Raw genomic sequence first — 25,021 nt, 5'->3', positions numbered from 1 at the left:
TCACCGGCCCTGGCTAAAAACAGCTTGCATTTCGGCAGTCGCCCCGTATCGAGCGGCCGGTGAGTAGTCGTGCTTCTCGATAAGATCTTTTCGTTTGTCTAAGATCCTGCTGTCGGTGCGCGCGACCCGCTCAAGCACCGCGTTGGAAAAAAATTGCAGCGATACCGCGCCCGAGTTGATGATGCCCGAGGTGGTTAACGTCAGCACGCCTTCGTTCGAAATGCTGATGAGTCCTGCCTCATTTAGTTTTTTAAGCTCGCGACGAAAGTATTGTTCCATGGACACTCCAAATTCCCGCTCGAAGCGGAAGAGCGACACTCCACTACTTCGCAACGCGAGCATGACGGTTCTGCGCATCAGATCGTCTTGCGACAGGACGACGCCCTTCCACACTGGCTTCGCGCCAAACTCAACCCGTTGTAAGTAGCGATCTAAATCTGCCTCGTTGTAGAACTGGCACTGACTCATGTAGCCAAATCCGCCAACCCCAAACGGGACCAGATTATTGTCGTTCCAGGAATCGTATTTGCGGCTCTGCTGAACAGAGTGCGGCTGAGACTTCTTGGTCCAATAGAAGATCGGGCCATGACGATAGCCAAGCCTCGTAAGGATGTGCTCCGCCATGAAATGCATGATGATGCGCTCCTTTGCCCCAGCGAATTGGTAGCGCCCTTTGCTCAAATGGCGGGCTACGGGGTCCGTCGATTTGAACAACAATGGGAAGATGTTAAACTTCTCCGCTCCCATATCCAGTAGACCGATGAGCGAATCATACCAACTCCGGAGCGTTTGCTGCGGCAGCCCATAGATAAGGTCCAGCGATAGATTCTGAACGCCCAGCTCATCCAGCAATTTTACGAGTTGTCTCACCTCGTCCACACCGTGCCCGCGGTTCAATATGCGCAGAATGTTTTCATCAAGACTTTGAACACCCAGCACGAAGCGGTTTACGCCGCCTGTTAGCATAGTGGATATGCGATCTGCGGCGTCCACCTGCTTTCCAAGAGAAGGGTGCAATTCGAAACTTACTTCGGACTTCGATAGATCAAAGCGCTGTTTGATCATGTCAAATAGCGTCTTGAGTTGTGGGTTGGTCAAGATTGAGGGGGTGCCGCCTCCAAAGAATGCTGTCTCAATCTCCCTACCGGCAAGCGCCGCGTCCGACCAGCTCATTTCCTTATTTAGAGCCGCCAGATAACGTTCCACTCGCCCGGAACGCGGGTTGATTTCCTTGGCGAAGTGGCAAAAGGTGCAATACTGATTGCAGAAGGGGATGTGAAAATAGAGATCAATTGACGAGGTAATCTCACTCAACAATTTTTCGGCATTCAGCTCGCCCATTGCTTTGAGGGGCGGATATGTACCGACTAGATAATCGTTGTAGGTTTCAAGGTGCAGTTTTCGCGCCCTCAGCATGTCGAGGTTGATTTCGTACGAGCGGTCGATCGCGAACTCCAGTGCCTCGGAATAGCTTGGCGCGCGCATTATGGAGAATCCTTTAGCGTTCGTGTGAAGGCAGGGCGCGACGACACGCAGGCATCAGAGGGACGACATTCTGTTCGGGTTCGATACGGGCGCCGTGCACCTTAATCAGCGCGCGGATTCTCTGCCCCTGGCCTCACGCAGATCACATCCTGCGTTGCCGTCGGCTCGGCGACACCGACGCGACTGTGATAGATCGGTGCCGCAGCGAACCTCCAGGCGCCGCACCGGGCGGTGCAGCGTCCATCGCATTCACTTAGATCAGTCGAGCACACTTAATTCAAATCCTGGACAGTGAGACCACCACATGTTGCGCATCTCCGAGTCCAGCAATTGGCGTGCCATCAAAGACGGCCCGCGAGTCTTGCTTGAGGATGAGCGAAAACTATCTGCTTCGCGCCGCACCGACGAAATACTTGCGCGCAAGCGTTCGGTTCAGGACATAAGCGTCTAAAATCGAACGCGGCTGAACACGACAACACGAAAATATCGAGTGACGACGGTTTCCCTCAATTCGGTTACCCGCGCATGAGCTGGACCAGAGATCGCATCAATATTCAAAGAAGTGTGTATTGACCGAGCGAGGCGACTGGCAGATCAGTGCGCCCAAGCAGCATTCAATGGAAAATTCCGCCTCGCTCAAGAAACCGGCCTTATCGCAAGTTCGAAGCCGGTTTCATCTGTCGTGTTAGCCCTCATCTGAATACGTGATCGTTCGACCATTTCCGGATGCGCTCTTCTGAGGCTTCGAAATGCATGGTGTCGCGGAAGCCTACCCCGGAGTACCATCCCGCGGCATTGAGCAAGGGGATCAGGATTGCAATGAACCGCGGCACTGTCCTGCCCGTATTGGCCGGTGCTTCGAACCCTACGATCTTGAAATCAACTGCCGTTCCCCACGCGTGATTGGAAATTTTCGTGCTGACGGAGCCGTCGGTCGGCTTGCGCATACGCACGCTGAGCATGCCCTCGGTCGACAATACGCTCTCAAGGTCCGGCTCCGCGGCGAAAGCTTGCGCCAGAACCATCTTCAGGTCGGCTATCGCCGGCTCTAGGCCCTGCAATCGGAAGAGCGGCGACATGCGTTCGGTGACGAGGTTCCGCTTGACGAGGTCCGATGCCCGCTCGTTCTGGCCATGGGTCGTCAGCGGGAGGTGCGGAGCGCCGAGCAGCGAGATCATGGTCTCCTCTTTGGCGCTTGAAAGATGCTTATTGATAGGCAACAGGTCGGCTAGATCGACGCGCTGCGAATAGTACCGGGCGATCTCCGGGCGGCTGCGAGCGTCTTCGATGACGGCTGCGCCCAAAGTCTTTATCACGCTCTCGGTTGCTGCGGTCATCGGCGCGTCAATGATCCGCTCTAAGGCCAGCAACAACTCCTTGCTCGCAGATCGCACCTCTGCGGCATACTTGATGATCGGCCCCCAATGCCCCGCCTCTTCCCGCAGTCCCAAGGCGGCGATCTCGACCGTCATCGCCGGACATTCCTTGCTAAGCTTCTGGAACGCAAAGCCGGGCGAGGTGGAGGGACCGAAATTCTCGAGGTCCTTTGCTCGTGGAGGCGGCGACATTTCTTCTTCAAAAGTCTCGCGCAATCCCTCTTCCGGATTGCTCTGATAGTGGTGAAAGACGTCAAGCAGCTCCGCACGCGCGGCGATCAAATCGAAGCTTATCTGAAACAGGCCCGCCTCGGCCGTGTCGGCACTTGTATTCTGTGCGCTACGATCTCGGCCCTCGCAGTAACGACCGCTGCTTTCACGCATTCCGAGGCCAAGCAACAGCACGAATAACCGCCGCAGCCGCTCCAGCGACGTCGCAGCGCCCATGCCAATGGCCTTAAACTGGTCATCGTACCACGTCAGCGCATCGCCCTTCAGATGCCCACGAGGGTCACGATAGGCCGGCTCCAGGGCGCGCGACATCCGGTCTGCAACCGGATCATGCGCCTGTAACCTGGCATACGCTGCCGCGTAGGCGACCGCCATCCCGGCCGTGTAACCGATGCAAGCCGGACCGCGGTTCTTCCAGTCGTATCGAGCAATCGCCGAGGCCTTTGCGGTTGCGATGATGCGAGGCGTGATGGCGGCTAACGCCGACGCGGTATCGAACTGCGGGGCGATGAGGTCGAGCGGTTGGGCTTCTCCGTCCAACGCCAGTAAGGTTGCCGGTACGACGGAAGGCTCTTCCCCAGCACTCAAGACGGCACCTAGCTTGGCCTGGAAATCAGCAGCCCCAATAAGCTCTTCCATGGCGGGCGACATCGCCGCGTTGCCTGCCAGATGCCACCAATTGAGCCCCGCGATTTCATCGTACCGTTTGAAGCGTGTTACGAACTCCTGAAGTTTATTTTCAGCATCCTGGCGCCCCCATTGCTGGTTTTCTCCCCAGTAGGCCTGGCCGGTGATGATGATCGGCTTGCGGGTGATGTGGCGCCAAACGTCGAGGCACAGACTGGCGTAAGCGGCGGCATCGTTGGTTTTATAAGGTCCTTTTGCGCCCGGCTGCGATAACATCCTCTTGTTCGGATACCAGAACCAATAAACCTGTGGTGCGAAGGCATCGACAAACGGATCGGCCGCGCGCATCAGCTCAGGTTCATGGTAGGGCACGAAACCGTGCGTGGACAGGATCAGCGGCTTGCCAGCGAGCGCAGCCCTACTTGCCGTCAAAAACGTCTTGATGCCTTTCGCCGTCCATTCCGCCCCGTTTACGCCCTGCTCAATATCGGCGACGTACCCGTCCGGGTCAAATTTGGCGATGGCATCTGCGGCGTTCTTGATGTCTTTGTCGAGTTGGCCGTCGCCCTGACACCAGCCCCATACGAGGACTTTGATATCAGCTTTACGCAGGGCCCCAACCAGGCTGAGATTATCTTTAACTTCGAACAGACCATCCTTGCCGTGCCCTCTGATCCAGGCATGATCCATTTTCATCTTGAGAAGGGCGCTCGCTACACCATCCCAATTGCGATATTTCTTTGATGCTGCAGCAGGTTCGAAAATAAATGCTCCGTGTCCATACATGACGGTCACCTATCAATTTTTAGAATCAAAGATTAGAAATCGGCCTCCACTGAGCTTTAGTCACCACCGTTGCGGGCTCCGCTTCTGCTGCGAGAGCGACCGCGGCCGTCCCAAGCATTCCCCGCGATGACGACGGTCCGGCAACTCCAGCGTCTGAAATCACTTCAATTGATATTGTCTCGCCTCGGCGCGCCGCTCTTCGGCCCATCGAACATGATCATGACCTCTAGACCGGACTGGTCTTGTCCAAGTACGTGAAGCCCTTCTGCCTTCCAATCGGGTGGGATATCATCGATGATCGCGACAGGGCTGAATGAACTATTCTTTGGGTCTATTGCATGCAGCGCAAACGAAATGCCCTCGGCCTGGGCCGGTCCACTCAAGATAAGGAGCCGACCGTCTGCCAGAACTGCAAGATCCCTGATGCCGCGCCCCTCAAGGAAATCGAGTTCGATCTCACGAACTTCTTTTCCAAGCGACATTGAGCGACCCGCATCGAAAAGCGCGTCCAGGTCCACTTCGACCAGATACGCTTTCGTCCCGATCACCGGCGCTCGCAGTCCCGCGTAAAGCTTGCCAGCGACCACGGCGAGGCCCTCAACGTTAAGGCCGTTGCCCGTCATCAGATCCCGCGTGAAGAATGCCTTCGCATGAGGTGCGATCAGAAGCGCCTCCGACAAGCGATAGCTCGTGGCGACCTGGCCCTTCGCGATCGGAGCTTTCGGACCGGTGGCCGCCGCCTTCGCAACCATGTCGTCTGGAACTCGCGCCAATATGAAGGACGAGGCGCGGAATTTGTTGCTTTTGCGCGAGCATCCGTGTGATCCGACAACGTAGAAATCATTTTGATAATGCGCGACGGCTTCGCCGTCCAAATCCTTGAACTTGTCGACCTTGTTCGAGCACTCGTGTATGTCCGGTTCTTTCCCCACAATGTCGGCGGGCGCGGCGTCCTTGTCGATGATCCGGATCTTGCCCGCACCCGTGAGCCTCGATCCCTCGATCGTCGCAGCCTGGGCCAGCCGTCCCTGATCATCGATCGTGAGGCAAACGTGCTTTTCGCCGACGGGCGGCAGGCAGCTCACGCCGCTGATGTTGGTGGCTTCCTCTCCATCGTCGTCGGTCAGCGGCGCGATGACCTCCATTATTGTCGATTTAATTGACGCTGCGTGAGCGGCGTATGGCGCCGAGACAGCCAGAAAGGCCGACGCGAAGAGGAAAACGATTTCCCAATGATTGGTTTGACGGGGCACAATCCACCTCCCCACACTCTGAAATCGAAAACGTCAAAAATGCTGTGTAACTATGGACGCAATCCTAAATCGAGTAAACGAGCCATTTCGCCTCACGTCTTTATCGCTGAAGGCGCTCGCGACCTTTCCTTAATCGCGCCCGTGACAACGATCTTTTCCTGCGCAGAAATCACTTTCCAAGCCGCGATCCGACCGAATTTCATCGGCGCAAGTAGAATCTCAGCAAAGGCTCAAATCAGCCGTCGAAAATGACGACGGCCCTCGCCAGAGAAAAAAGTACCCGCCGCCTCTCTCCTGCCATGCCACGAGGCAAGGTCTGAAACAGCGGGCCTTCTCCGGAGATGCAGGGCACGGGCACCTCAGTCGACACGAAGCCGTTAGCTGTCCTCCGGCTTTGGTCTCTCGCGCCGTTTCCTTTCGACGAAATCGTGCGGGCTCTCGTCCTCCGGGGGCGTATCACCGCTCGTTCTGGTCTCGACTTGCTCGATCAAATCTCGCAGCTCGCGCTCCCGGTCCGCATGCTCTGCCTTTTTGCTGGGCTTTCGTGTCGTCCGCTTATTCATTGCTATCTCATGCTCGCGTGATAATTCCAGCAAGCGGCACGCACAGCATCACGCCGCTTTGGGGGCTCGCGGTGGGCGGCGGACCGCTTCAAGGGGACGTTCCTCCCTTCGGCTGTCTCCCCTACCGGACAGTCTCTCCAGAAGCTCCTCCCAAACTTGTGCTTGCGAGCTCGTTGCATGGTCGAGCTTTTCCGGACTGAGGTTTGACGCCATGGAGGCCGACTTTCGTCCGACACCGATCGCCTCGTTCGTGAACCTGTCCGTCATTCTGTCTATGAACTCACGCGGCGTCATCCTGGCGTCCGTCGGCATACCCAAATCCTCGAATTCCGGTTCGTCCGTGTCAATTCTTCGCTCTTGGAAAAAATGGTTCGAAGTAGGATCTTGCCAGGACAGATAACCGCCCTGAAGTACCTGCCTTGGCTCGGTTATCGCTCCAGTGAAGGAATATCTCACGCCGCTCGACTGCACCGGATCGAAATAGTGCGGCGTGTAGAAGTCTGATACGAGTAGGTTATTGACCGTGTATCCGAACTGCGCTGCTTCGGAGGGATCGCAAGCCTCTACGAGGAAGTTTACCCGCCCCTGATCCGGCATCGGAGAGTCGCCCGGAACGAACCGGCTCCCGAACGGATCGACCAGCATTTCGATCATTTCGTGGCTGCACGTTTGGCAGAGCACGTCGATATCGGGGTTTGCGCGCACGAGCGATAACGGCTGGCCGTTCTTGTCCGTGTGAAAGCCACCAGCACCGGGAGGGACTCTGCCCCCTATGACGATCGGCCAAGTCCCGACCGGGATCTGGCCCAACTGCTCGAAGGCGTCGACGGTCGCCGAAATCCCCCACACAGGACCAAGATCTCGCGTAGCCTGCTTTTGCAAGGCTGCTGATATCTGCATCACAGCGCGCGCGGGTACAGAGTGGGACAAAGAAACCAGAGCTACCTGTCTAATCAATGCGGACATGCAATCCTCCTTGTCAGTTTCCCAAGGAGCGCCCGGCACTCAGAATAGCTCACGCGGTTAGGTTGTCAAAGGCATCTTACACGTCGAGTGTCAAAGATTCACTTTGCATGAAGCGCAACGAGACTTGGTTGAAGTAAGCCGCTGAGTATGTCAGTCGGACTTACTCTTGGAGCTCAAAACACGGGAGCATCTGCTCTTCGTGAAACTTCGAGGCCAATGGGTGGAATTCAAAGCGGGCAGACTTAAGGACAGCTCTTCGAGCAGGAGCATGAGAAGCTCTCATTCATCTACCGGACAGTCGGGAGTGCGCCGCGCGTTTCTGGTCGACCCGGTCTCGCTCGCATGCTGACGAGTCCTAAACGGGCGGTGCGCATTCGCCGGGTGATGGATGAAGGCAAGGTGCTGATCGCAAACCTGGCGAAGGGGCAACCGGAGAAAATAGCTCATCACATTTTGGCGGGTTCCTGATGACGACGTTAGGCCTCACAGCGCAAATGCGGCTTGACCTCATCCGTGAAGTTGCGTGGCAGCGCGGAGACGCATATCTCAGGCCAAGCGGCTACCGCTTGCCGCGGCAAGCACCGAGTCACGAGATCACGAATGCGAATGGCTTGATCAGGCGCGTTCACATCGAGCGAAGATAAAGCCTCCGGTGATTCACACGCAGCATCTCGCGCAATGTCACTGCAGCGCGCCAGCCAAGCATCGCGCAGTTTTTCGTCCTCATATCCGATCATTCCGCCCAAAAGCACCGTCTGCTATCAGGTAGGTTCCCGGCGGGCACGATTATTCATGTCTTCCATGGCTGGGGGGACCCGCCTTCAAGGCTGGGCTGGACCAATAATGCCTGGCCTTGATGACGACGCTGAAGAGATGATCACTCTCGCTGTATTTATAAAGTTTGCTCGGCTCCATTCCGAAAGTCGGTGCCTTGCCGTGGCAGTTGAGTTTGGACAATAATTGAAGGGATTTTTATGGACTATCAAGCGCGCCAAGCGCTCTATCGCCAGATTGAGAAAGAGCGCCGTACCAAGGTACTCACGTTCGTAACTTCAGATCGACAAGGCATGGAAACGGTCATTGCGCAGGATTGCATCGATCTGTTCGTTGACCTCCTTGATCAGGTCGGACCAACCAAGAAGATCTCCCTGGTACTGCACACAAACGGCGGCAGCACGCTTGCAGCGTGGCGCCTAGTCAATCTGATTCGAACATTTTGTGACGTGCTTGAGGTGCTTATTCCGCTCAAAGCGCTGAGTGCCGGGACGCTCATCTCGATAGGCTCTGACCTGCTAGTCATGACCAAGCAATCTGCTCTCGGTCCAATTGATCCGAGCGTCAACAATCACCTGAATCCGCAAGTGAACATCGGCGGGCAGCTTCTTCGTGTCCCGGTCAGTGTCGAGAGCGTTCGCGGTTACCTCGACGCAGCTCGCAATGATCTGGGTCTAAAGGGGCAGCCCGCTATGGCGAGCGTGTTGACCCATTTGTCCCAGCAGGTACACCCGTTGGTGCTAGGCGAAATTTTCCGATCGCGCGCACAGATCCGATTTCTCGCAGGAAAATTGATTAAGAACCAGGTCAAAGACCAAAAGAAACACAAGGCCTTAATCGATTTTCTTTGTGCTGATTCTGGAAGCCACGACTACACGATCAACCGCCGAGAGGCCGTGGAACATGGCCTCAACGTCGAAAAGCCCTCCGAGAATTTTTACCGAATCTTAAGGCATATCCATCTGAGTTATGCAGAGGAGCTCAAACTCCTGCAACCTTACTCCCAGCAGGTCGTTGTCGGTGCTAATCCGACGGCGAACTACTCCGAGTCGAGAGGATTAGTCGAAAGTACCGATGGCGGTTGCTATGGCTTTGTCTCGGAAGGCACGCTAACAAAAGCGCAGATTCAGACCCCGGTGGGTCTCCAAGAAGCGATTTCGGACCAGCGTACCTTTGAAGGTTGGAGGAAGATTCATTGAGCATATTTCGTCAAACTGCAGATGGAAGCGGCTTTTCGCAGCACACCACCGGCGAACAGTTTGCTCCCGCGTTTTCGTCGGCTGACGTTTGGACTTCATGTGATGACGCTCATCAGGGCGGCCTCTATGGCCCCGCTCAGATTACGTTATTGAACAGAACGATGGCCTCTTCGGCGCCGGCCCCAGTATCGCGATACTCCCAAGTGAGCCGCGTCACCATTTTAGGCTCAGCAGACCAATAGGCGAGGCAACGAGGCTGCACGCATCCGGTGCGATGCTGCCCGCCGGGCTGATTTCCGGCGGGCCTGCTGTAGCTCGAAGATCGCCGGCGCCCCGACATAGCAGACTTTCTGGCGCCACGGCTTAAAGCGGACTAGAAGCCTGCCCATCGCGCACGCCCGTAATCCGGGCCACTATTCGCGACCGAAAACGACTTGCCGTCGATGTCCGACGTGAATTCGCCATTGCGCAGAAAACCCCATGACCGCTACGACATGCAGGTTGAGAAACGGCAGGCTATCGACGCTATTGCGGAATACATTGTCCGCACCCTCCGCCCGAGAGTTGAGGCCCAAGAGGCCGCCTAGCGGGTGAGCGCTACGTACGGCCCTACACCACTCGATCCATTTTTCAAAGGTTAACGGCCGCCTTGATGCGCGTGTCGTCAGTTGCAATAATCGTCCGAAGCGACCGCCATTCAATTCTCACATATTCTAGGAGTTCGAGGGGTTGACGATGCGTCCAGTCAGCGAATGGACTGAGGTTGATCTCGATGAGTTGCATCGAGGCCAGATCATGGAGAGCCAAAAGCTCGAATACAAAGACTCGCGAGCGCTGGGGAACACCGATCACCAGAAGAGCGAGCTATTCAAAGATGTCTCCGCGATGGCTAATTCGTCGGGTGGCATCATCGTTTACGGGATGAAGGAGCGCGGTCACCTTCCCGAAGGCACGGATGAAGGCTTTGACCCTTCAGTAATCAAAAGAGAGTGGCTGGAAAATATCCTGACCGCGAACATCGACCCAAAGATCGAGGACCTGTATATCAAGGCAGTGATACTGGAGAGCAAAGGAGCGGGCCGAGTGGCGTACGTCCTCGCCATCCCGCAGGCAAAATCACATGGTCCGCATCAAGGGCCGGAGCACAAATACTACAAACGGTACAATTTCAAAGCCGAGCCGATGGAAAACTATGAGGTGCGCGACCTCATGCGGCGTGGGATTGAGTATGGCCGGAAGTATGGTGCGGCGTTCGATCTCTTCGTTGAAATCGCGCGGCTAGGCACAGCAGCGGGTGCGCGAGCTGGTGCAGGAATGGCCGCCTTGGGCGTGGACAAGGCAATCATCGGCGTCTCGCCTGATCTGCGTTCGGCAGGTGCGGTGCTCGTCCTGATGACTAAATACATGCGAAACGCGGTCGGAGAACTCGTGCAGAAGGTAGATGGCTACAATTCGAAGGTTGAGGCAAGAGGTGGCTCGGCTGTCATTATCGACGCCTCGCTAAAGGGAGACCTGACGGCGATCCATTTTCTCGCCGATCGAATTTGCACAGAGTTGCAGAAGATATTGGATGAAGAGCCATAATATGAATCGTAGCGCGCTTGAACCCAAAAAGTTGCCTTACACTTACGGAAGGGAGGCGAACGGGCGTTGATTCGATCCTCATCAGATAACGACTCGTCTTCTCATTTCCTTAACGTTCTTCAATCCCTTTTCGAGCCCGTGACCGTTAATCCAAATGCCGATGTCGACTCCGCCTCCGTCGCGCGTGAACGCTTGACACTCGATTTTCGCATTAGGGATGTCCAAGTCCGCCAGTTCCGATTTCTCCTTCAATGCCGCACGATGGCACTTTTGCGAGGCGACCTCCAGCGTCCTATCGTCGACACCTGTGACCGCATTCCCTGCCCTTGCGAGCAACGTGAACCACTCGTTCGGTGGAAAGCCGCTAATTTCCCACTTCAGGGAAACTCCGGTAAGCCGATGGCTCATGCAACTTAAGTACGCTTCTTGAAGAAGCCATCGTCACCTGAAGGTGAGTAGTGATCGAAAGTGGTGCCCGTCAGATCGACCAGACGAGCCGTTATCTCCTTGGATTCAGGAGACTGCGCGCCGTTGTCGGCAATCGCTTGCGAGCCGCCAATCCTGATCCAATGAGCGTCATGACTACCGACATCTTCTTCGTGCTTTGCGTTATCCCGTTCGGCCAATGTGAGCCGTCTTGAGTTCGGAAGACATTTTCTCTCCCGCTTCAGCAGTAACGAGACTTCGTTGAAGTAAGCCTCTGAGTACGTCAGTTGGACTTACTCTTGGAGCCCAAAACACCGGAGTATCTGCTCTTCGCGGATTGGAATTCAAAGCGGCAGACTTAAGGACGGCTCCTCGATCGTGAGTATGAGAAGCTCTCATCCACCTACCGGAGAGACGGCAATGCTCCGCGCGTTTCTGGTCGACCCGGGTCTCGCATGCATGCTGACGAGTCCTAAACGAGCGGTGCGCATCCGCGTCCGCTTGGGTCTCATGGAGGCGGGCACGGCGCTGGAGGCCGCCAAGAGGCCGCTGGCTGCGCTCGACGCACACCACCGATCACGCCTGAGGCGCTGGATCGGCTTTCAAGGGTGATGCGATGGCATGGTGAGAAGCACACCATGCTCGTGATACGGACAATCATCGAGTCTGAGTGCAATGAGTCAGCCCTGATCGCCCCCGTGATGAGTGCCGTCTCACAGTGATTGTCTGGGGCCCAACTGGGCGAATAAGGGACTACCTGGATCGAGGCTTTCGACTCGCTTCTACTACTCCAAATCTTGGACACGATGCGGAGCCTCAGCCTCTTCAACGATAGCTCGCTAGGCGGATATCTCGCGAATATCTTGCATAACAATCTGCTACCCGTGTTTGATCCGCCGCCCGCACCACCCGAGCCTAAGCGACCATATCTGCGCCGTCGGCCGGGCGAGCCGCTCGCGGTTAAGATAGCCTGAACGTGCCTCCGGGCGCATATTTCGGTCCAATGGGCGCCTTGCCTATTGAGGGCATTCACAATGTGGATGATGGGAATTTGAGCCCGACCACTCGGGAACGTTCTCGCGCGCGCTGGGTTTCTGAATACCCTTCTTGAAGGGTACTTTGACGGCCCCAGCTCTCCCCTGCCCCCTAAGAGCTGGGGCCTTTTTATGTGCCAACACTCGCAACACGAGACCATAACGTTGACAACGACTTTACCGTCTCGGTATGGCCCCTTTCGAACTTTGAAAGGCTCCCGGCGGGACATGGAAGCTGGTAGTCAGGAGCCGATTGGCGCGCATGTGGTGACGGGAACCTTGGGGACCGCGGGCAGTTGATTAGGGGTCCCCGACAAGCGGAGTTTTTCCCATGCGCGAGAAGCGCAGGCTGGCGGCGCCAATAGCGTCCGCCCGCACCACCAAGGCATCGATTGAGCCCCTGAGGACCGGTTATGCCTTAATCGTCGACGGCCATGTCAAGGCGACCTTCACCGCGAAACCGAGCGCCCTGGAAGCTGGCACACAGTTGAAGAACCGATTCCCTCGGCTTCAAGTCAAGATCTACGACGCCGAAAGCAAGCTCAGCGAGGTCGTTGAGATCGGCCGCGCTTGACGCGCCGATCGGCGGCCGTTTGGAGTTGGCACTATCATGAGGCGAAGCGGAGACCGGATGCTGGTCATCCGGCAGGACAAGCGCGTGCGACATGCAAGCAGGCTTTATCGATTGACAGGGCTGCAAGACAGTGGTTGTTCGAAGCTGGCGACGAACGTCAACGCCACCATCCTCGAAATCGCAACGAAGCTCCTGCGCAATTGGCTGCCGTGCAGGATGTGTCGCAATTCGCAGCCCCATCGAGGAGGATTAATTGCAGGTACTTGTCCGAGACAACAATGTCGAGCAGGCACTCCGTGTTCTTAAGAAGAAGATGCAGCGAGAGGGCGTCTTTCGGGAAATGAAGCAGCGGCGGTCCTATGAAAAGCCGTCGGAAAAAAAGGTACGCGAGAAATCTGAAGCTGTTCGCAGGGCCCGCAAGCTCGCTCGGAAGCAGGCGATCCGAGAAGGATTGCTGCCCGCGCCGCCCAAAAAGAAGCCTTTTGAGCGCAGGCCGCCCCTGCCGGAGATCAAAGCACGCGCGGACTAGAGCGAATTTCAGTTCGCCGCGAAATGAGTACTTGAAGCTAACGACTCGGCTACTGAACAGCGGGAACGTCGATGGGCTTGCGAGATTAAACCCGGTCCTGGAGTGAAGACGCAAATGTTTGGCCGTGAGGATTGACAAGGCAGGAAGAACGGCAGATCACGGCAAATCTCTTTGGCGACCTGGCTAGCCGCACCTTTGAGGCCGCAGGACGGGCCTCGACCTTTATGCTGGCGCTTGCGGTGGTCGTCGTAGGGCGGTGACTGGCCCCCTAGCCGCCGACGACAAGCAAACATCAACTCTGCATCGGTATCCAGGCCACCTAGCTGATCAAGACCGTTGGTACGGCCGGCCAGCCTCTGCTCATCTCTACTCACAATGACCAGCGGCCCACGACAAGCGCGTGCGCAATTGGATGCTTTCAGAAAATGTCATTTGCGGGCGATCTATGCTTCAAAGTGCAGGCGCCTCGACTTGTTCACATCGAACAATTTCCAACAGAATCAAGGCTTGCCTAGCGAGCGTTATATGGGTCCGCTTTTCAGCTTGTCGTGCCGATTTGAAGCGTATCATCCGCCGCTTCGTCGGCGAGCAACTTAGCTGGAGCCGGAAGATCGACGAAGTGCCTTTGACGCGAGCGAGCTCTCGCAATCGCGCCGCGCTGATAGGCTTTGGCATGAAGTCTTAAACGTCAAGGGGCGTCTCGTTCTGCACTCACCGGTTTGAGTTCAGTCCAGAGGACGGATCAGGCACTGCAGGGTCCTATCATGACTATCGAGTGGCATTCCCACGGCGAAGCAGTCAGGTTTAATGGATCGAGTGCACTTTCCATTCCGTTCGTTTTCGAGAGAGCTTGAATCGTACGTAGCGTCATATTGTACGATCTCGATCGTATGAACCGGCCCGACGCGGTTGTGACAATCCTCGGGATCGTATTGACTGCCCATTGGTACGTAGCTGCCAATGGCATGGCCAACGTGTGTATCGCAAGAGGTTAGAACAATGACCAATGCCGGCGAACTGAGGAGTGGATCTTGCGCCGGCGGTTACCGAACTTGCCGAAACATCGACGATGATTAGGTCCCGGGCTTGGCGCGCTTACTCCCGCACATCCGCACCACTTACCGGCATTTCAACTGGATGCAGCGGAAAGGGAGCCCTAGACGTGGAATAACCTCGATCCAGCTGCGTTTTGGCCCCAGCTGTGTCGCCTTTATCGACCATCGTCCGAGAACATGCATGAGCAAGCCCCTATGAAGTACGCAAGTGGGCTGCGTCGGGACGCTCGATGTTCCGGACATTTGGGAGAACACCCTGCAAATGGTTGATTCATACCCGACGAATTTACAGGACCTGCGCGCTGCAATTCCTCTTAGCGGCCGGGTTTTAGAGATAACGACGACCACGGGCTGCGTCGTCGGATGCTCCTATTGTCCGCAGGCCCAGTTCGCCGAACGGCAAAGAGCCGTGTCTCATGCAAAGCATCTTCGTCTCGAAGATTTCAAGAAATGCCTGGCGCACGTACCGGCAGCTGTCGATATCAGCTTTTCCGGGTACTCGGAGCCCTGGCTCAATCCGGCTTGCACCGAAATGGTTGAGCATGCTTACGAAGCTGGCCATGGCATTCGGATTTCCACGACACTCGTAGGAATGAACGAGCGGAATCTACGACGCTTGCAAGCGCTGCAATTCCGGATTTTCCTGGTGCACGTCTTCGATGACGGCGCGCACATGAACAGCCGCCTGGTCAGGCGCAAATTTGTCGATTTGATACGCCAATTGGTCGACGCAGACATCTCATCCATGCTTTTCGTCGTCATGGGAGAAGTCCATCCCGACCTAGTCGAGATAATACCCGAGGAATCGTTGGTTCGCTCGCGACCGCTGAGCAGCAGCGGTGGAAGTGTCGATTCAAAAATCGTTGAGGCACGACAGCCGATCGTCGGAGCACTGACATGTCCCGACGAACGAGAACATCGTAATCTTCTTCTCCCAAACGGCGACGTTACGCTCTGCTGCATGGATTTTGAACGACGCCACATCTTGGGCAATCTTCTTCGCGATGAATATCAAGATCTTTTTAAAGGACCGACTTTCTGCGAAGTTGTCGATCGTATGCACGGAATGGACGGCTTTCTGCTTTGCCGAACCTGCGAATTCGCCCAACCAATAGCATCGGCCGCCTGATTTGTAAGAAGTTGGCGCCTGTCCAGCCAACACGAAGCTGGGCATGCATTGTTTAGTTCTATCCTGGTTCAGTTCTACTCTGCCCGGCTGATCTGCAAGACCCGCAGGCCTAGCAAGGTCAGTACCGGTGGGGGTTCACACATGATGCGGGCGCGCGGAGAGCACGCGTTTCACAGACAGCGGCTTGTCAGCGCCGATGCGGTCGGGATTGCTACTTTGTCAGGCGGCAACGGCGCGGTCGGATAGTTGATAGCGTTTCACACCCATCCACGCAGCCACAAAGCAATAATTCGGAAGCTATTGATTCTGGACTCAATGCAGACAATCCTGAATGTGGATTGTCCTAGAGCATGATCCGGAAAACGTGAAGCGGGTTTGCTTCGCGACAAAATGCGGAAGGCGTTCGGGCGGAGATCACGCTCAAATAACCGAAGGCGCGATGATGATTCAGCAAAATCTCATCGCGCCTTAATGAACCGGACCTTGGTTGATCAGATGGGCCCGCCTCCCCTCTGGTCTGCGCGCATTCTCGAAGACAAGACCCAACGCATATCCTGCACATGATTCACCGCGACATTCAACTCCTCAGCCGTCGCGTAGATGGGCATTTGGGCATCGTTGATCCAACCGAACCCGAGATATCGAAACTGATCAGCTGGCACTCTCACCCGACTGTGGTCGAGCTCGCGAAGAAAGTCCTTCGACCAGCCGTGGATCGTATACGCCTCGAGTTTGTCGCTCATCGCTCGCCAGCGTTCGATGCGCTCCTCGCGCGGCATCTCCATGGCTGTTGAAATCGCGGCCGCAATGTTCTCAGGAGAGGTTGGATCTACATGCAGCGCCTCATCTTCGTTGAGGTCTTCTGCCGCGCCTGCGAACTTCGATAATACCAGCACGCCCGGATCGTCCGGATCTTGCGCAGCAACGTATTCTTTCGCCACCAGGTTCATGCCGTCACGCAACGGCGTCACCACACCGACCTCCGCGGTGCGGTAAAGGCCCGCGAGCTCCACCTGCGAGACGTGATCCTTCTCATAGAGAATCGGCCTCCAGCCGCCGCCCGTTCCATGCTTACGATTGACGTCGTCGACGAGGCCGTCGATATCGCCCTGATATTCACTGTATGCTGGAATATCGCTGCGCGAAGGGGTCGCGATCTGCAACAGCGAGATGCTGTGCGGCTTATCTGTCTGCAACTGATCGAAAGCTTTGATCCGGTTGTCGATACCCTTCGTATAGTCGAGCCGGTCGACGCCAATTGCTAGCCTCGTGCCATCGAGTTTGGACTGCACCGACGAAATCCTCTCTCGATGCTTGGTCAGCGATTCCACAACATAGTCTGCGAACTGCTTCGGATCGACACCAATCGGAAACACTTGGCACCGGGTCAAGCCGCGGGCCGAGATCACAACATCGCTCCTGCTCTCGAGCCCAAGATGCGATTGGAGGCAAGAAAGGAAATTATCGAGATCCCAGCTGGTCTGAAAGCCGATAAGATCGTACGCCAGCATCGATTCCATCAGTTCGTCATGATGGGGCACCTCTTCTATCACATCAGGTTTCGGCCATGGCGTGTGTAGGAAAAAGCCAATCGGTTGCTCAATCTTGAGCTCGCGCAGCTCGCTGCCGAGGGGAAGGAAATGATAATCATGCACCCAGATCGCGCCTCGACTTTCAAGGCGCGACAGCGCGCGCGCTACGGCGCAGTTGACGTCGCGATAACTCTTATAACTTTCCTCCGATGCGGGGGACATCCGCTCGGTCAGCGAATGAAATGCCGGCCACAGAGTGGAATTTGAAAATCCATAATAGAATCCGGCATAGTCGTCGGTCGGCACCTCTATCTTTGCGACTTGACCCTTGCCGTGCTGTTCGAAGGCAGTTACCTGCTCGCTGCCCTCGCTTAGGGTGCCCGAAACCCCAATCCAAATAGCGCCAGAACGTTCAACGACGGGTTCAAGGGCCGCGGCAAGACCACCCGTCTTGGGTTTGTTAGGGTCGAAAGTCGAAACACGGTTGGAAACAACGATCAGTTTTTCATCTGGCTGCTGAGACGCTGTGCCGATCTCGGCCGCGTTCAGGGCAGACGCAATATGAGGGGAGAGCTCCGCATCGGCTTGCCTTGGCCGCCCCTGTGCGGCTTTCCTCAGGCGCGGCTCAAGGGCGGCTTGGTTCACTTGCAGCCGTTCCGGCCTGGCGCGCGACATGCCAGAAGAAGCCGTACTTGAAGCCTTCATGACGTTAAACGGGTCCATTCCACACCTCCGATTGAGCAATCAGAACGGCTAGCTCCGGACTCCCCCGCTTCTCATGTTAGGAGCTAAATCTTTCGAGAAGCCGACGAGACTTAGATCGAATCATGGCGGCCGCACAGAAGGCTCGATGCGGCGGCAAGCTCGATCATGTCCTCGATGCCGGGAGGGCAGTCGAGGCATCCTATGACGACCTTTCTTGCAGCAAGGCCAATGCAAATCGCGCTTCGAACTCAAAAGCCGGCGTATGGAACGAAAGGTATTTTCGGCGGCCACCCTACAGCAGGTGCCTTTTGGCATAGCTGCTGGTGGCATAGCTGCCGGTCTATGGTTCACAAGACCCGACCGTATAATCGTGGCGTGCGCACAACAACAAGGCGGTCTCTCGGGATGGATATGCTTGAGCTACCCGCTGCCACTGCTCCATCGCCACGCGGCCGTCAGACGCCTTGAGCATAACGGTCATATCTTCATACTTTTTTGCTTCAGCCGATCTTGAACGTATTCACCCGCCCCCGCGCGCTCAAGGCACTTGAATCGCACGGAGCGTCATATTGTACGAGTTTCAAAGTAGGTCGCGACGGTCTGACGCGCGCGTACGTTCAAAGCTGTCGCTGACAGTTCTCGTTAGCCGTCTTAAGTTTTTTTGTGGGCACGTCGCCATGACGCATGGCCGATGTCCCTTGCCACAGGTGGGACAATGACGTCCAACGCCGTTGACGTATGCGTAGTCGGCAGCGGTGCCAGTGGCTCGATCGCTGCCCATGAGATCGCCCGAGCCGGATTCCGGGGGCTCGTCGTCCAAGCGGACTACATGCTTCCCACTGGCGCCTCACTGTCAACTGTCCAAAATGGCAGGGATGACGCGGTCCGGGTGCGCTCTTCGGCCGGCACATTGACGCCGTTCGGACAGCCATGGACCGTTTCGGTGCCTGGCGGCGGAATGACATTGTACGCCGCCATCGCCTTCCGATATCGCATCGGTGATTTCGACGCGAAAACCCATGTCGCGGACGACGCGCTCGACCTGATCTCGCCCATCGATTACGCCGACCTCCGCCCTGATTGCGAGGAGCTCGAACTTCGGATCGGGATGGCCCGGCTGGCCGGCGCAGATCCACTCGAGCCACCCAGCGATCCAGCCGTTCTGCCGCCGCGCGGCTGTCGAGCGGGGATTGACCCAAAGGCCTCCGTGGTCGACCGCTGGGGCCGTGTGCACGATATCGACAATGTCTACGGCGCTGACGGCGGGTTCTTCCCCTATCCCCGGGGCGTCAATCCAATCTTCACCATTCAGGCGAACGCGCCGGGATTGCTCGGAGAACGAAGCTGGTCTGACCGGCCGCGACCGGAGAATTGTTGATGTTTACCAGCACCTCCAATGGCACGTTGGCCGCGACGGATAGGCACAAATCCGCGCTACGCCGCGCCTTGCGGATCACGGCGTCGGAAAAATGGGATCTCAATCGGCGTTTTCCGGTCGTCATGAGCCGTGCCTGCGGTGCGCATGTCTGGGATGTCGACGGAAGACAATATGTGGATCTGACCTCCTGTGGCGGGGCTGCGCCGCTTGGAGCCGGATATGAACCGGTCGTCGATCATGTGACTGCAGAAATCCGCCGCACCGTCGGCATTCTGCCCGGCCCGTTGTCCGTGCATCGGATCGAGGTGGCCGAGCGGTTGGCGGAGATATTCCCCCTCGCGCAACGCTCGATATTTTTCCGCACTGGCTCCTGCGCCACGACCGCTGCAGTCCGCCTTGCTCGCGCGCATACCGGTCTGAATCTGGTGCTTACCAGCGGATATCATGGCTGGCACGACTGGCACTTACAGGACCGTCCCGGGATGGGACTACCCGACCGGGACCTTGACAGTATCGACTTCCATTACGACCTCGACCTGCTCAAGAGACTGATCAAAGGGCAGCTTGTCGCTGCTGTGATCATCACCCCCGAGGTTAACTTCTTCCCGCCCGAATATCACCGGGAATTGCAGAATCTCGTGCACCAGTACGGCGCCCTGCTGATCCTGGACGAGGTGATGACGGGATTCCGCTACGGCCTCGGCGGCTATCACACCGCGATCGACCTTGCGCCCGACCTGATCACACTTAGCAAGGGACTGGCCAATGGCATGGCACTGGCGGCGGTGGTAGGTCGCGCAGACGTGCTCGATGCCGCCGAAAAGACCTACATGGGCAACACCTGTCAAGGCGAGATCAGCCCCTTCGCGGCAGCGCTCAGCACCCTCGAAGCGCTTGCCAATGGCAGCGCGCTCGCGCGGATGCGACAGGTTGGCGAGCAACTCATGAGCGGTCTCAACGAGATCTTCGTTCGTCAAAAGGTTCAGGCGCGCGCGTTCGCATGGCCCACCATGTTTGACGTGGTGTTTGCCAATGCCGACCTCGGTCATGCCTTCTTTCAGGAAATGTCGTCGCGCGGCTTTCTCATGCAGTACGGCCGCCGTTTTATGCCTTGCGCGGCGCTCTCCGATGCCGACGTGCGAGCCACGATTGAAGCCGCCGCTCACGCCCTGCCGGCGGCACTTACTCGGGTAGAGGCGACGTCCGACGATCCGGATCCGACTGGCGCTGCCGTGCGGTTCGCCGGTGATCACTTCATTGCCACTGCAGATTCGATCCGGCATTGGTTGTCCGCGCCGAGCCGCGCATGAGCACCGACCGTCGAACAGGGAACACTACCATGCCCGAGGCCGACCCGTTCTCCACCTCGCCAGTGCTGCTCGGTGGCGATAACCGGTCCGGCATCACCTTGCTGAGCGTCATGCTGGACTCGCATGCCGACCTGGTGGTGGGGCCGGAGATCGACTTCCTAGAACCGCCCAATCTCGGCCCGCACATTTTGGGAGCGACCGACCTGCTCGCAGCTAGCGATCCCGGCGTCACCGGCACGATCAAACGTGTGATCGACCCGTTCTGGTATGACGGCGCGCACTTCGTGGTGCAATGCCAGCGGTTTGGCCTCCACTTCGACGATGTACGCAAGCTCGTCATCAAGGTGATGGACGAGACGGCCGGCGACATCGTTTCATTCGCCGACAGATGCAGGCTGATTAACGAGATCGGGGAGCTCCGTAAGGCACGAAAGGGCGCGCGGCGCTGGGGACTGAAGCTGCAACGCAAGATCACCCAAATCGACGTCTTCGCCCAGCTGTGGCCGGATGCGCATTTCGTGCACATCGTACGGGATGGTCGGGACCTTGCCGCCTCGCATGTAAAAACTGTGCCAGACTGGGGTTACCAGACCATACCCGAAGCCGCGCGCGGATGGCTTGAATTGGTATCTCGGCCTCATTTGGTCGCACCGCCTGAGCGCTATCTCGAGGTACGCTATGAGGATCTGATGACTTGCCCCCGTGTCTGCCTGATGCAGATCCTAAATCACCTGCACCTGCCCTGGGACGAGGCGGTTCTGCGGCATGCCGAACATGAGCACGCGCCGTTCGAACGGCCGTACGGCAACCCAGCGGTCAAGCCCGCAGGGAAGCCGCTGCATGCCAGCCGTCTCGGACGTTACACGCAGGATCTCACACGCGCGGAGATCGAGGAGTTCGAGCGTATCGCCGGCGGTGAATTAACCCGGTTGGGTTATCTATCGGCCGCGAGCCCTGCCGTCGACGCATGAATCCCATCGAGATCTCCAGCCCATCTCGCAGGCTACCGGGCGGCTACTTGGGGCTGCTCGTCGGACGCACGGTCTCTGAATTGGGATCCGAAGTGACGCTGCTGGCGCTACCGCTGACGGCGATCACTCTGCTGGGAGCGGGCCCGGCGCAGACCGGGCTGCTACTCGCCTGCGGCCGGGCGCCGTACCTCATTATTGGCCTGTTCGCCGGGGTGATCGTGGACCGCCTCCCGCACCGATGCATCCTATTGACTGCCAATTTAGTGATGGCAGCAACGCTCGCAACGATTCCGCTGCTCGCCAGCCTTGGCCAACTCGGAATGGGCCAACTGTGTATGGCAACCACCCTGGTTGGGACGGCTGCAGTGATCGGCGACGTCGCCTATCTGGCGTACGTGCCAACGGTCGTCGATCGGGCTCTACTCGTCAGAGCGCAGAGTTCCTGGCAACTCAGTAGATCTTGCGTAGTGACAGTCGGTCCGTTCCTGGCAGGCTTGCTGGTCAGCGCGTTCTCCGCGCCAACCGCGATTCTCGCCGACTCGGCCTCCTTCGTGCTGGCCACTGTCTTGCTGTCGCTAGTGCCGGCACGCACGGCCGAGCTGCCGACAAGTGGATCGAGCTCGGTCGTCATTCAGATCGCGGAAGGACTGACGGCCGTGTTTGGCAATCCTTTTCTGCGAGCGGTTACATTTGCGACCGCCAGCTTCATCTTCTGCTACAACGCTTACTCTGCGGTTTTTCTGCTTTACCTGACCCAACAGCTTGGTTTGGACGGTTGGACCACGGGCTTGGTTCTCAGCGTCGGCGCACTTGGTGGTATTGGGGGCGCTGTCACCTCAGGGTGGGCCGCCCGCGTGATCGGCCTCGGTCCGGTATTGATGGTCACCTTGGCGCTCAGCGGCGCAGGCATGACTCTGGCAGCGCTGATCACGCAGCCGCGGTCGGCGGCCGTCATTTGCGTGGCGCTGTCCCAGTTCGTGCTGTCGTTTGGTCAAGAGATCTACAACGTGCACCAGGTCTCCGTTCGATACGCGCTGTCCCCGCCTCGGCTGCTGGGCCGCGTCAATGCGAGCATCCGGAGCCTGGTGTGGGGGCTTGCGCCACTCGGCGCGGTGCTTGGCGGTGCGGTCGGTGCCGGATCTGGCCTGCGGGCTGCGTTACTGGCCAGCAGCGCGCTGGGCGCGGCCTCCCTGCTATGGATTTGGCGATCGCCCCTGCGCCACACCCGCAGCTTGCATCTGTGAACCTACGGACTGGCTGGCAGGACTGCGTATTAAGATCAAGAGCTCGGGATCTCGAGCTGCGGCCGGGCCGGCTGACCTTGGGGCGCATCAGGGTGCCCGGCCCTGTTCAACACGGCTCGCTCAGCGCGACATCGACGATCATGCGATCTTGTGAGCGGCGAAATCACGGTGCCGCTCCGTGGAATTGGCCGGGGTTCTTGTCGGCGCCGCACTCGCCGAAAAAGTTGGCATGCAGTGGTCACGCATTCAGCCGCATTGTCGCCGTCAGGCTTTTGGCGCGGGACGATCGTGGGATCGGCAAGTTGATGGAACGGTGCGCTCTCCGGCGGCCGTCGTCCGCGCGCGAGCTTCCAGCCTCTCGATCGAGGCGCCAGGGCTCCTCGCCATCCGGACGCAATGAGCGGGCGTCTCGATTTGGTCCCCGCTATAAGGTCTAGACGTCGCTGCGAGCCTGGTCTTGGACAGTCCGCGTCGGCAGAGGCGTTGAGCAGATTCACAGTCAACTTTAGCAACATGACCAGCATCATAAGAGACGTTCGAGCTGCGATTTCCGGCCAGACCACACTGGTTTGACCTACCCCGAAAGCCAACCGGCCAGCGGGACGCCTATTCATTTCGGACCAGCGGCTTCAGGCCAATCTGCGAACTCCATCTCGAATCGACCAAATCCGGCCGGCTTGGTCGTGAAATTGACGGTCTTTCCCGACAGAGCCGCCAATGAGCCGGATGCGAATTTAAAGACCATCTTACCGGACGCGGCTATGCCAAGAGATCTCTCGTCCCGCATGACAAGGAAGGCAATCCCCTCCAGAAGCTGTCCAACCGCAAATCCGTCGATCGTACGGTGAAGATCGAGAGACGCTAAAGATGTCCCTTTCTCACCGTTCAACTCGCTGACCGAAATCGCCGTAATGCCCGCATCTCGCAATGTCCCGTCGGCCACGTGACAGGTATATTGAAGGCTAACAATGACGTGCTCATCTCGATCACCTATTGGCTCTCGGTCAACCCCGTCTATCGAGCAGTCGTACGCCGGATCGTATCCGCAAGCGCTCCCCCGCCGAGCTCAAGCAAACTCAAAGCGGAACATAGCACGATCGCGAGAAAGGACGTCTTCATCTGCCTATGCCTTCGTGGGATATCCTCCGTTTGATGCGTACAACTTGACGCAGCGGCCGATTCAAGCGCCTTCGGCGGCTTGCGGCCCGGACGGTCGTCAGGTGCCCTCGGTCTCCGGCAGCGCCGCAGGATCGGAACGCGCCCAAGCGAACAGCTACGGTGAAAGCTCGCGTTCGGCCTGCGCACTTATGGGGGTTTCCCGAGCTAGGCGTAGCACAGTGTTTTCGCATCGGACGCCAGACAACAAATGGCGGAGCGCGCCGCTTCCGCTAGCGTCACAACTCGGATGAGGCGCAGCGATGCCGGTCTCCACGCGCTGACTTCCTCCATTGAGGCTGAAGTCCGCGCCATCGCTGCGGAAGAGCGGCGGCCAGCCGTTTTGGAAGGTCTCGCCAGTCTCGGTTATGAGGTCTCGGAGGGCTGATGACAGCATAGGTCACGGGCGGTCGGGTTGTTCTCCGAAAGCCCGCCAGTCCGAGATATGGGGTCCGAGCTTTCGGGCGGATCCCAAGCGGACAACACGTAGGCAGCCGTCGGCATCGAAATCCCACAGAGAGGCGCGATCCAGTCCGAGATGGGGACATGGAAACGACTTGGTACGGTGAGTTCGAACGCCTGCAGTCACTGGTCGCAAAAACGGGAGAAAACGTCTCCATCGAATCTGCCGGGCCCTTTGGCCAATATCCTCACAAGGTCGTTGCCGACCTCGCAACGCATCCGGCGGATAGTGACGCTATCGCGACGCGACAGCGTACGCGCTGAGCGGTCCATCGCTGATCTTGACCGTCGTGGGCGCGCGCGTAGTGTATGAAGCTGCTCGGGCCGCTCGATAGCGTGCTGAGATGTTGGCAATCTCCTCGTTTCCGTCATCGGTCGTGCCCGACCATGCTTGACTTTCGAGAATTAGGCTCCTCCTTTGCGGTCCGCCTCAAACGCTTGCTTCCCCTTTGCGGCCCTTCAGAGGAACGACGGTCTCCAGCATGGCCTCATCACTGCGCGCGCCGCCTTCCATCAAGAGGTCTGCCTGCCATTGGGCTCGCCCAGCCGCCGACGATGAGTAAACAAGTCTACCTGCAGTCCAACGGCTTCGCGCTGATCATGCTTTGGTACGAGCCCGCGGACGATCCTGACTTCGACGCGGACGGCAAACGGACGGCCGAAGAACGCCTGC

The 25,021-nt window shown here is 57.7% G+C and carries 18 protein-coding genes and 1 pseudogene; 11 read left to right on the top strand and 8 right to left on the bottom strand.

Annotated features, from left to right (window positions below; translation table 11 throughout):
- From SO180_RS09215 to SO180_RS09200, 4 genes are all read right to left on the bottom strand, one after another.
- The gene (locus tag SO180_RS09215) at window positions 1–1,485 is read right to left on the bottom strand and encodes a coproporphyrinogen-III oxidase family protein (protein ID WP_449378485.1); all 1,485 of its coding nucleotides are present in this window, start codon (window positions 1,483–1,485) and stop codon (window positions 1–3) included.
- Window positions 1,486–2,177: 692 nt separating this feature from the next.
- On the bottom strand, window positions 2,178–4,505 hold the full coding sequence (locus SO180_RS09210) for a M15 family metallopeptidase (protein WP_449378484.1): 2,328 nt from the start codon (window positions 4,503–4,505) through the stop codon (window positions 2,178–2,180).
- Between the two features lie 164 nt (window positions 4,506–4,669).
- Window positions 4,670–5,758 (bottom strand): DUF3616 domain-containing protein, encoded by a 1,089-nt coding sequence (locus SO180_RS09205; RefSeq protein ID WP_449378483.1) that lies wholly within the window; start codon window positions 5,756–5,758, stop codon window positions 4,670–4,672.
- Window positions 5,759–6,369: 611 nt separating this feature from the next.
- Window positions 6,370–7,287, bottom strand: a complete 918-nt coding sequence (locus SO180_RS09200) for a hypothetical protein (protein WP_449378482.1) — start codon at window positions 7,285–7,287, stop codon at window positions 6,370–6,372.
- A 974-nt stretch (window positions 7,288–8,261) separates the two neighbouring features.
- On the opposite strand from SO180_RS09200, the gene SO180_RS09195 reads away from it, so the two are divergent.
- A complete protein-coding gene (locus SO180_RS09195) occupies window positions 8,262–9,260 on the top strand; it encodes an SDH family Clp fold serine proteinase (protein WP_449378481.1) in 999 nt (332 codons plus the stop codon).
- 735 nt (window positions 9,261–9,995) lie between these two features.
- Window positions 9,996–10,844, top strand: coding sequence for an ATP-binding protein (locus tag SO180_RS09190; protein ID WP_449378504.1), 849 nt, complete (start codon window positions 9,996–9,998; stop codon window positions 10,842–10,844).
- 81 nt (window positions 10,845–10,925) lie between these two features.
- Here SO180_RS09190 and SO180_RS09185 read toward each other — a convergent pair whose 3' ends face one another.
- The gene (locus tag SO180_RS09185; RefSeq protein WP_449378480.1) at window positions 10,926–11,252 is read right to left on the bottom strand and encodes a hypothetical protein; all 327 of its coding nucleotides are present in this window, start codon (window positions 11,250–11,252) and stop codon (window positions 10,926–10,928) included.
- Window positions 11,253–11,257: 5 nt separating this feature from the next.
- The gene (locus tag SO180_RS09180) at window positions 11,258–11,470 is read right to left on the bottom strand and encodes a hypothetical protein (protein ID WP_449378479.1); all 213 of its coding nucleotides are present in this window, start codon (window positions 11,468–11,470) and stop codon (window positions 11,258–11,260) included.
- Between the two features lie 220 nt (window positions 11,471–11,690).
- Between SO180_RS09180 and SO180_RS09175 the strand changes: the two genes are divergently transcribed.
- The 4 genes from SO180_RS09175 (at window position 11,691) to SO180_RS09160 (ending at window position 15,591) form a co-directional block, all read left to right on the top strand.
- Window positions 11,691–11,882, top strand: a complete 192-nt coding sequence (locus tag SO180_RS09175) for a hypothetical protein (RefSeq protein ID WP_449378478.1) — start codon at window positions 11,691–11,693, stop codon at window positions 11,880–11,882.
- A gap of 753 nt (window positions 11,883–12,635) precedes the next feature.
- Complete coding sequence (locus tag SO180_RS09170; protein ID WP_449378477.1) at window positions 12,636–12,878, top strand: hypothetical protein; 243 nt, start codon at window positions 12,636–12,638, stop codon at window positions 12,876–12,878.
- Between the two features lie 253 nt (window positions 12,879–13,131).
- Complete coding sequence (rpsU, locus tag SO180_RS09165) at window positions 13,132–13,407, top strand: 30S ribosomal protein S21 (RefSeq protein WP_449378476.1); 276 nt, start codon at window positions 13,132–13,134, stop codon at window positions 13,405–13,407.
- 1,317 nt (window positions 13,408–14,724) lie between these two features.
- Window positions 14,725–15,591 (top strand): radical SAM/SPASM domain-containing protein, encoded by an 867-nt coding sequence (locus tag SO180_RS09160; RefSeq protein WP_449378475.1) that lies wholly within the window; start codon window positions 14,725–14,727, stop codon window positions 15,589–15,591.
- A gap of 491 nt (window positions 15,592–16,082) precedes the next feature.
- Here the strand turns inward: SO180_RS09160 and SO180_RS09155 are convergent, their stop codons facing one another.
- Window positions 16,083–17,846 (bottom strand): alpha,alpha-trehalose-phosphate synthase (UDP-forming), encoded by a 1,764-nt coding sequence (locus SO180_RS09155; protein ID WP_449378474.1) that lies wholly within the window; start codon window positions 17,844–17,846, stop codon window positions 16,083–16,085.
- 673 nt (window positions 17,847–18,519) lie between these two features.
- Here SO180_RS09155 and SO180_RS09150 point away from each other — a divergent pair.
- From SO180_RS09150 to SO180_RS09130, 5 genes and pseudogenes are all read left to right on the top strand, one after another.
- A pseudogene (locus SO180_RS09150) lies at window positions 18,520–18,741 on the top strand (NAD(P)-binding protein); the annotation flags it as partial.
- Window positions 18,742–18,786: 45 nt separating this feature from the next.
- Window positions 18,787–19,206: a GMC oxidoreductase gene (locus tag SO180_RS09145; protein WP_449378503.1), complete on the top strand. Its 420-nt coding sequence runs from the start codon at window positions 18,787–18,789 to the stop codon at window positions 19,204–19,206.
- Entirely contained in the window at window positions 19,206–20,516 is a 1,311-nt protein-coding gene (locus SO180_RS09140; RefSeq protein ID WP_449378473.1) for an aminotransferase class III-fold pyridoxal phosphate-dependent enzyme, read from the top strand. The genes SO180_RS09145 and SO180_RS09140 overlap by 1 nt, the downstream gene beginning before the upstream one ends.
- Window positions 20,517–20,545: 29 nt before the next feature.
- Window positions 20,546–21,487 carry a sulfotransferase family protein gene (locus SO180_RS09135; RefSeq protein ID WP_449378472.1) on the top strand — a complete coding sequence of 314 codons (942 nt, stop codon included), beginning with the start codon at window positions 20,546–20,548 and terminating at the stop codon, window positions 21,485–21,487.
- The gene (locus tag SO180_RS09130; RefSeq protein WP_449378471.1) at window positions 21,484–22,731 is read left to right on the top strand and encodes an MFS transporter; all 1,248 of its coding nucleotides are present in this window, start codon (window positions 21,484–21,486) and stop codon (window positions 22,729–22,731) included. The genes SO180_RS09135 and SO180_RS09130 overlap by 4 nt, the downstream gene beginning before the upstream one ends.
- 610 nt (window positions 22,732–23,341) lie before the next feature.
- On the opposite strand, the gene SO180_RS09125 is transcribed toward SO180_RS09130, so the two are convergent.
- Complete coding sequence (locus SO180_RS09125) at window positions 23,342–23,674, bottom strand: hypothetical protein (RefSeq protein WP_449378470.1); 333 nt, start codon at window positions 23,672–23,674, stop codon at window positions 23,342–23,344.
- Between the last annotated feature and the right edge of the window lie 1,347 nt (window positions 23,675–25,021).

Source organism: Bradyrhizobium sp. UFLA05-112, from assembly GCF_053572325.1.
This window is presented reverse-complemented; position numbering and strand designations above follow the sequence as displayed.

Bases quoted from the DNA above. Each gene is read 5' to 3' on its own strand.
- SO180_RS09130 (WP_449378471.1), top strand. From the start codon at position 21,484: ATGAATCCCATCGAGATCTCCAGCCCATCTCGCAGGCTACCGGGCGGC.
- SO180_RS09190 (WP_449378504.1), top strand. From the start codon at position 9,996: ATGCGTCCAGTCAGCGAATGGACTGAGGTTGATCTCGATGAGTTGCAT.
- SO180_RS09200 (WP_449378482.1), bottom strand. From the start codon at position 7,287: ATGTCCGCATTGATTAGACAGGTAGCTCTGGTTTCTTTGTCCCACTCT.
- SO180_RS09140 (WP_449378473.1), top strand. From the start codon at position 19,206: ATGTTTACCAGCACCTCCAATGGCACGTTGGCCGCGACGGATAGGCAC.
- SO180_RS09160 (WP_449378475.1), top strand. From the start codon at position 14,725: ATGGTTGATTCATACCCGACGAATTTACAGGACCTGCGCGCTGCAATT.
- SO180_RS09170 (WP_449378477.1), top strand. From the start codon at position 12,636: ATGCGCGAGAAGCGCAGGCTGGCGGCGCCAATAGCGTCCGCCCGCACC.
- SO180_RS09135 (WP_449378472.1), top strand. From the start codon at position 20,546: ATGCCCGAGGCCGACCCGTTCTCCACCTCGCCAGTGCTGCTCGGTGGC.
- SO180_RS09155 (WP_449378474.1), bottom strand. From the start codon at position 17,846: ATGGACCCGTTTAACGTCATGAAGGCTTCAAGTACGGCTTCTTCTGGC.
- SO180_RS09215 (WP_449378485.1), bottom strand. From the start codon at position 1,485: ATGCGCGCGCCAAGCTATTCCGAGGCACTGGAGTTCGCGATCGACCGC.
- SO180_RS09175 (WP_449378478.1), top strand. From the start codon at position 11,691: ATGCTCCGCGCGTTTCTGGTCGACCCGGGTCTCGCATGCATGCTGACG.
- SO180_RS09185 (WP_449378480.1), bottom strand. From the start codon at position 11,252: ATGAGCCATCGGCTTACCGGAGTTTCCCTGAAGTGGGAAATTAGCGGC.
- SO180_RS09145 (WP_449378503.1), top strand. From the start codon at position 18,787: ATGACATTGTACGCCGCCATCGCCTTCCGATATCGCATCGGTGATTTC.
- SO180_RS09195 (WP_449378481.1), top strand. From the start codon at position 8,262: ATGGACTATCAAGCGCGCCAAGCGCTCTATCGCCAGATTGAGAAAGAG.
- SO180_RS09210 (WP_449378484.1), bottom strand. From the start codon at position 4,505: ATGTATGGACACGGAGCATTTATTTTCGAACCTGCTGCAGCATCAAAG.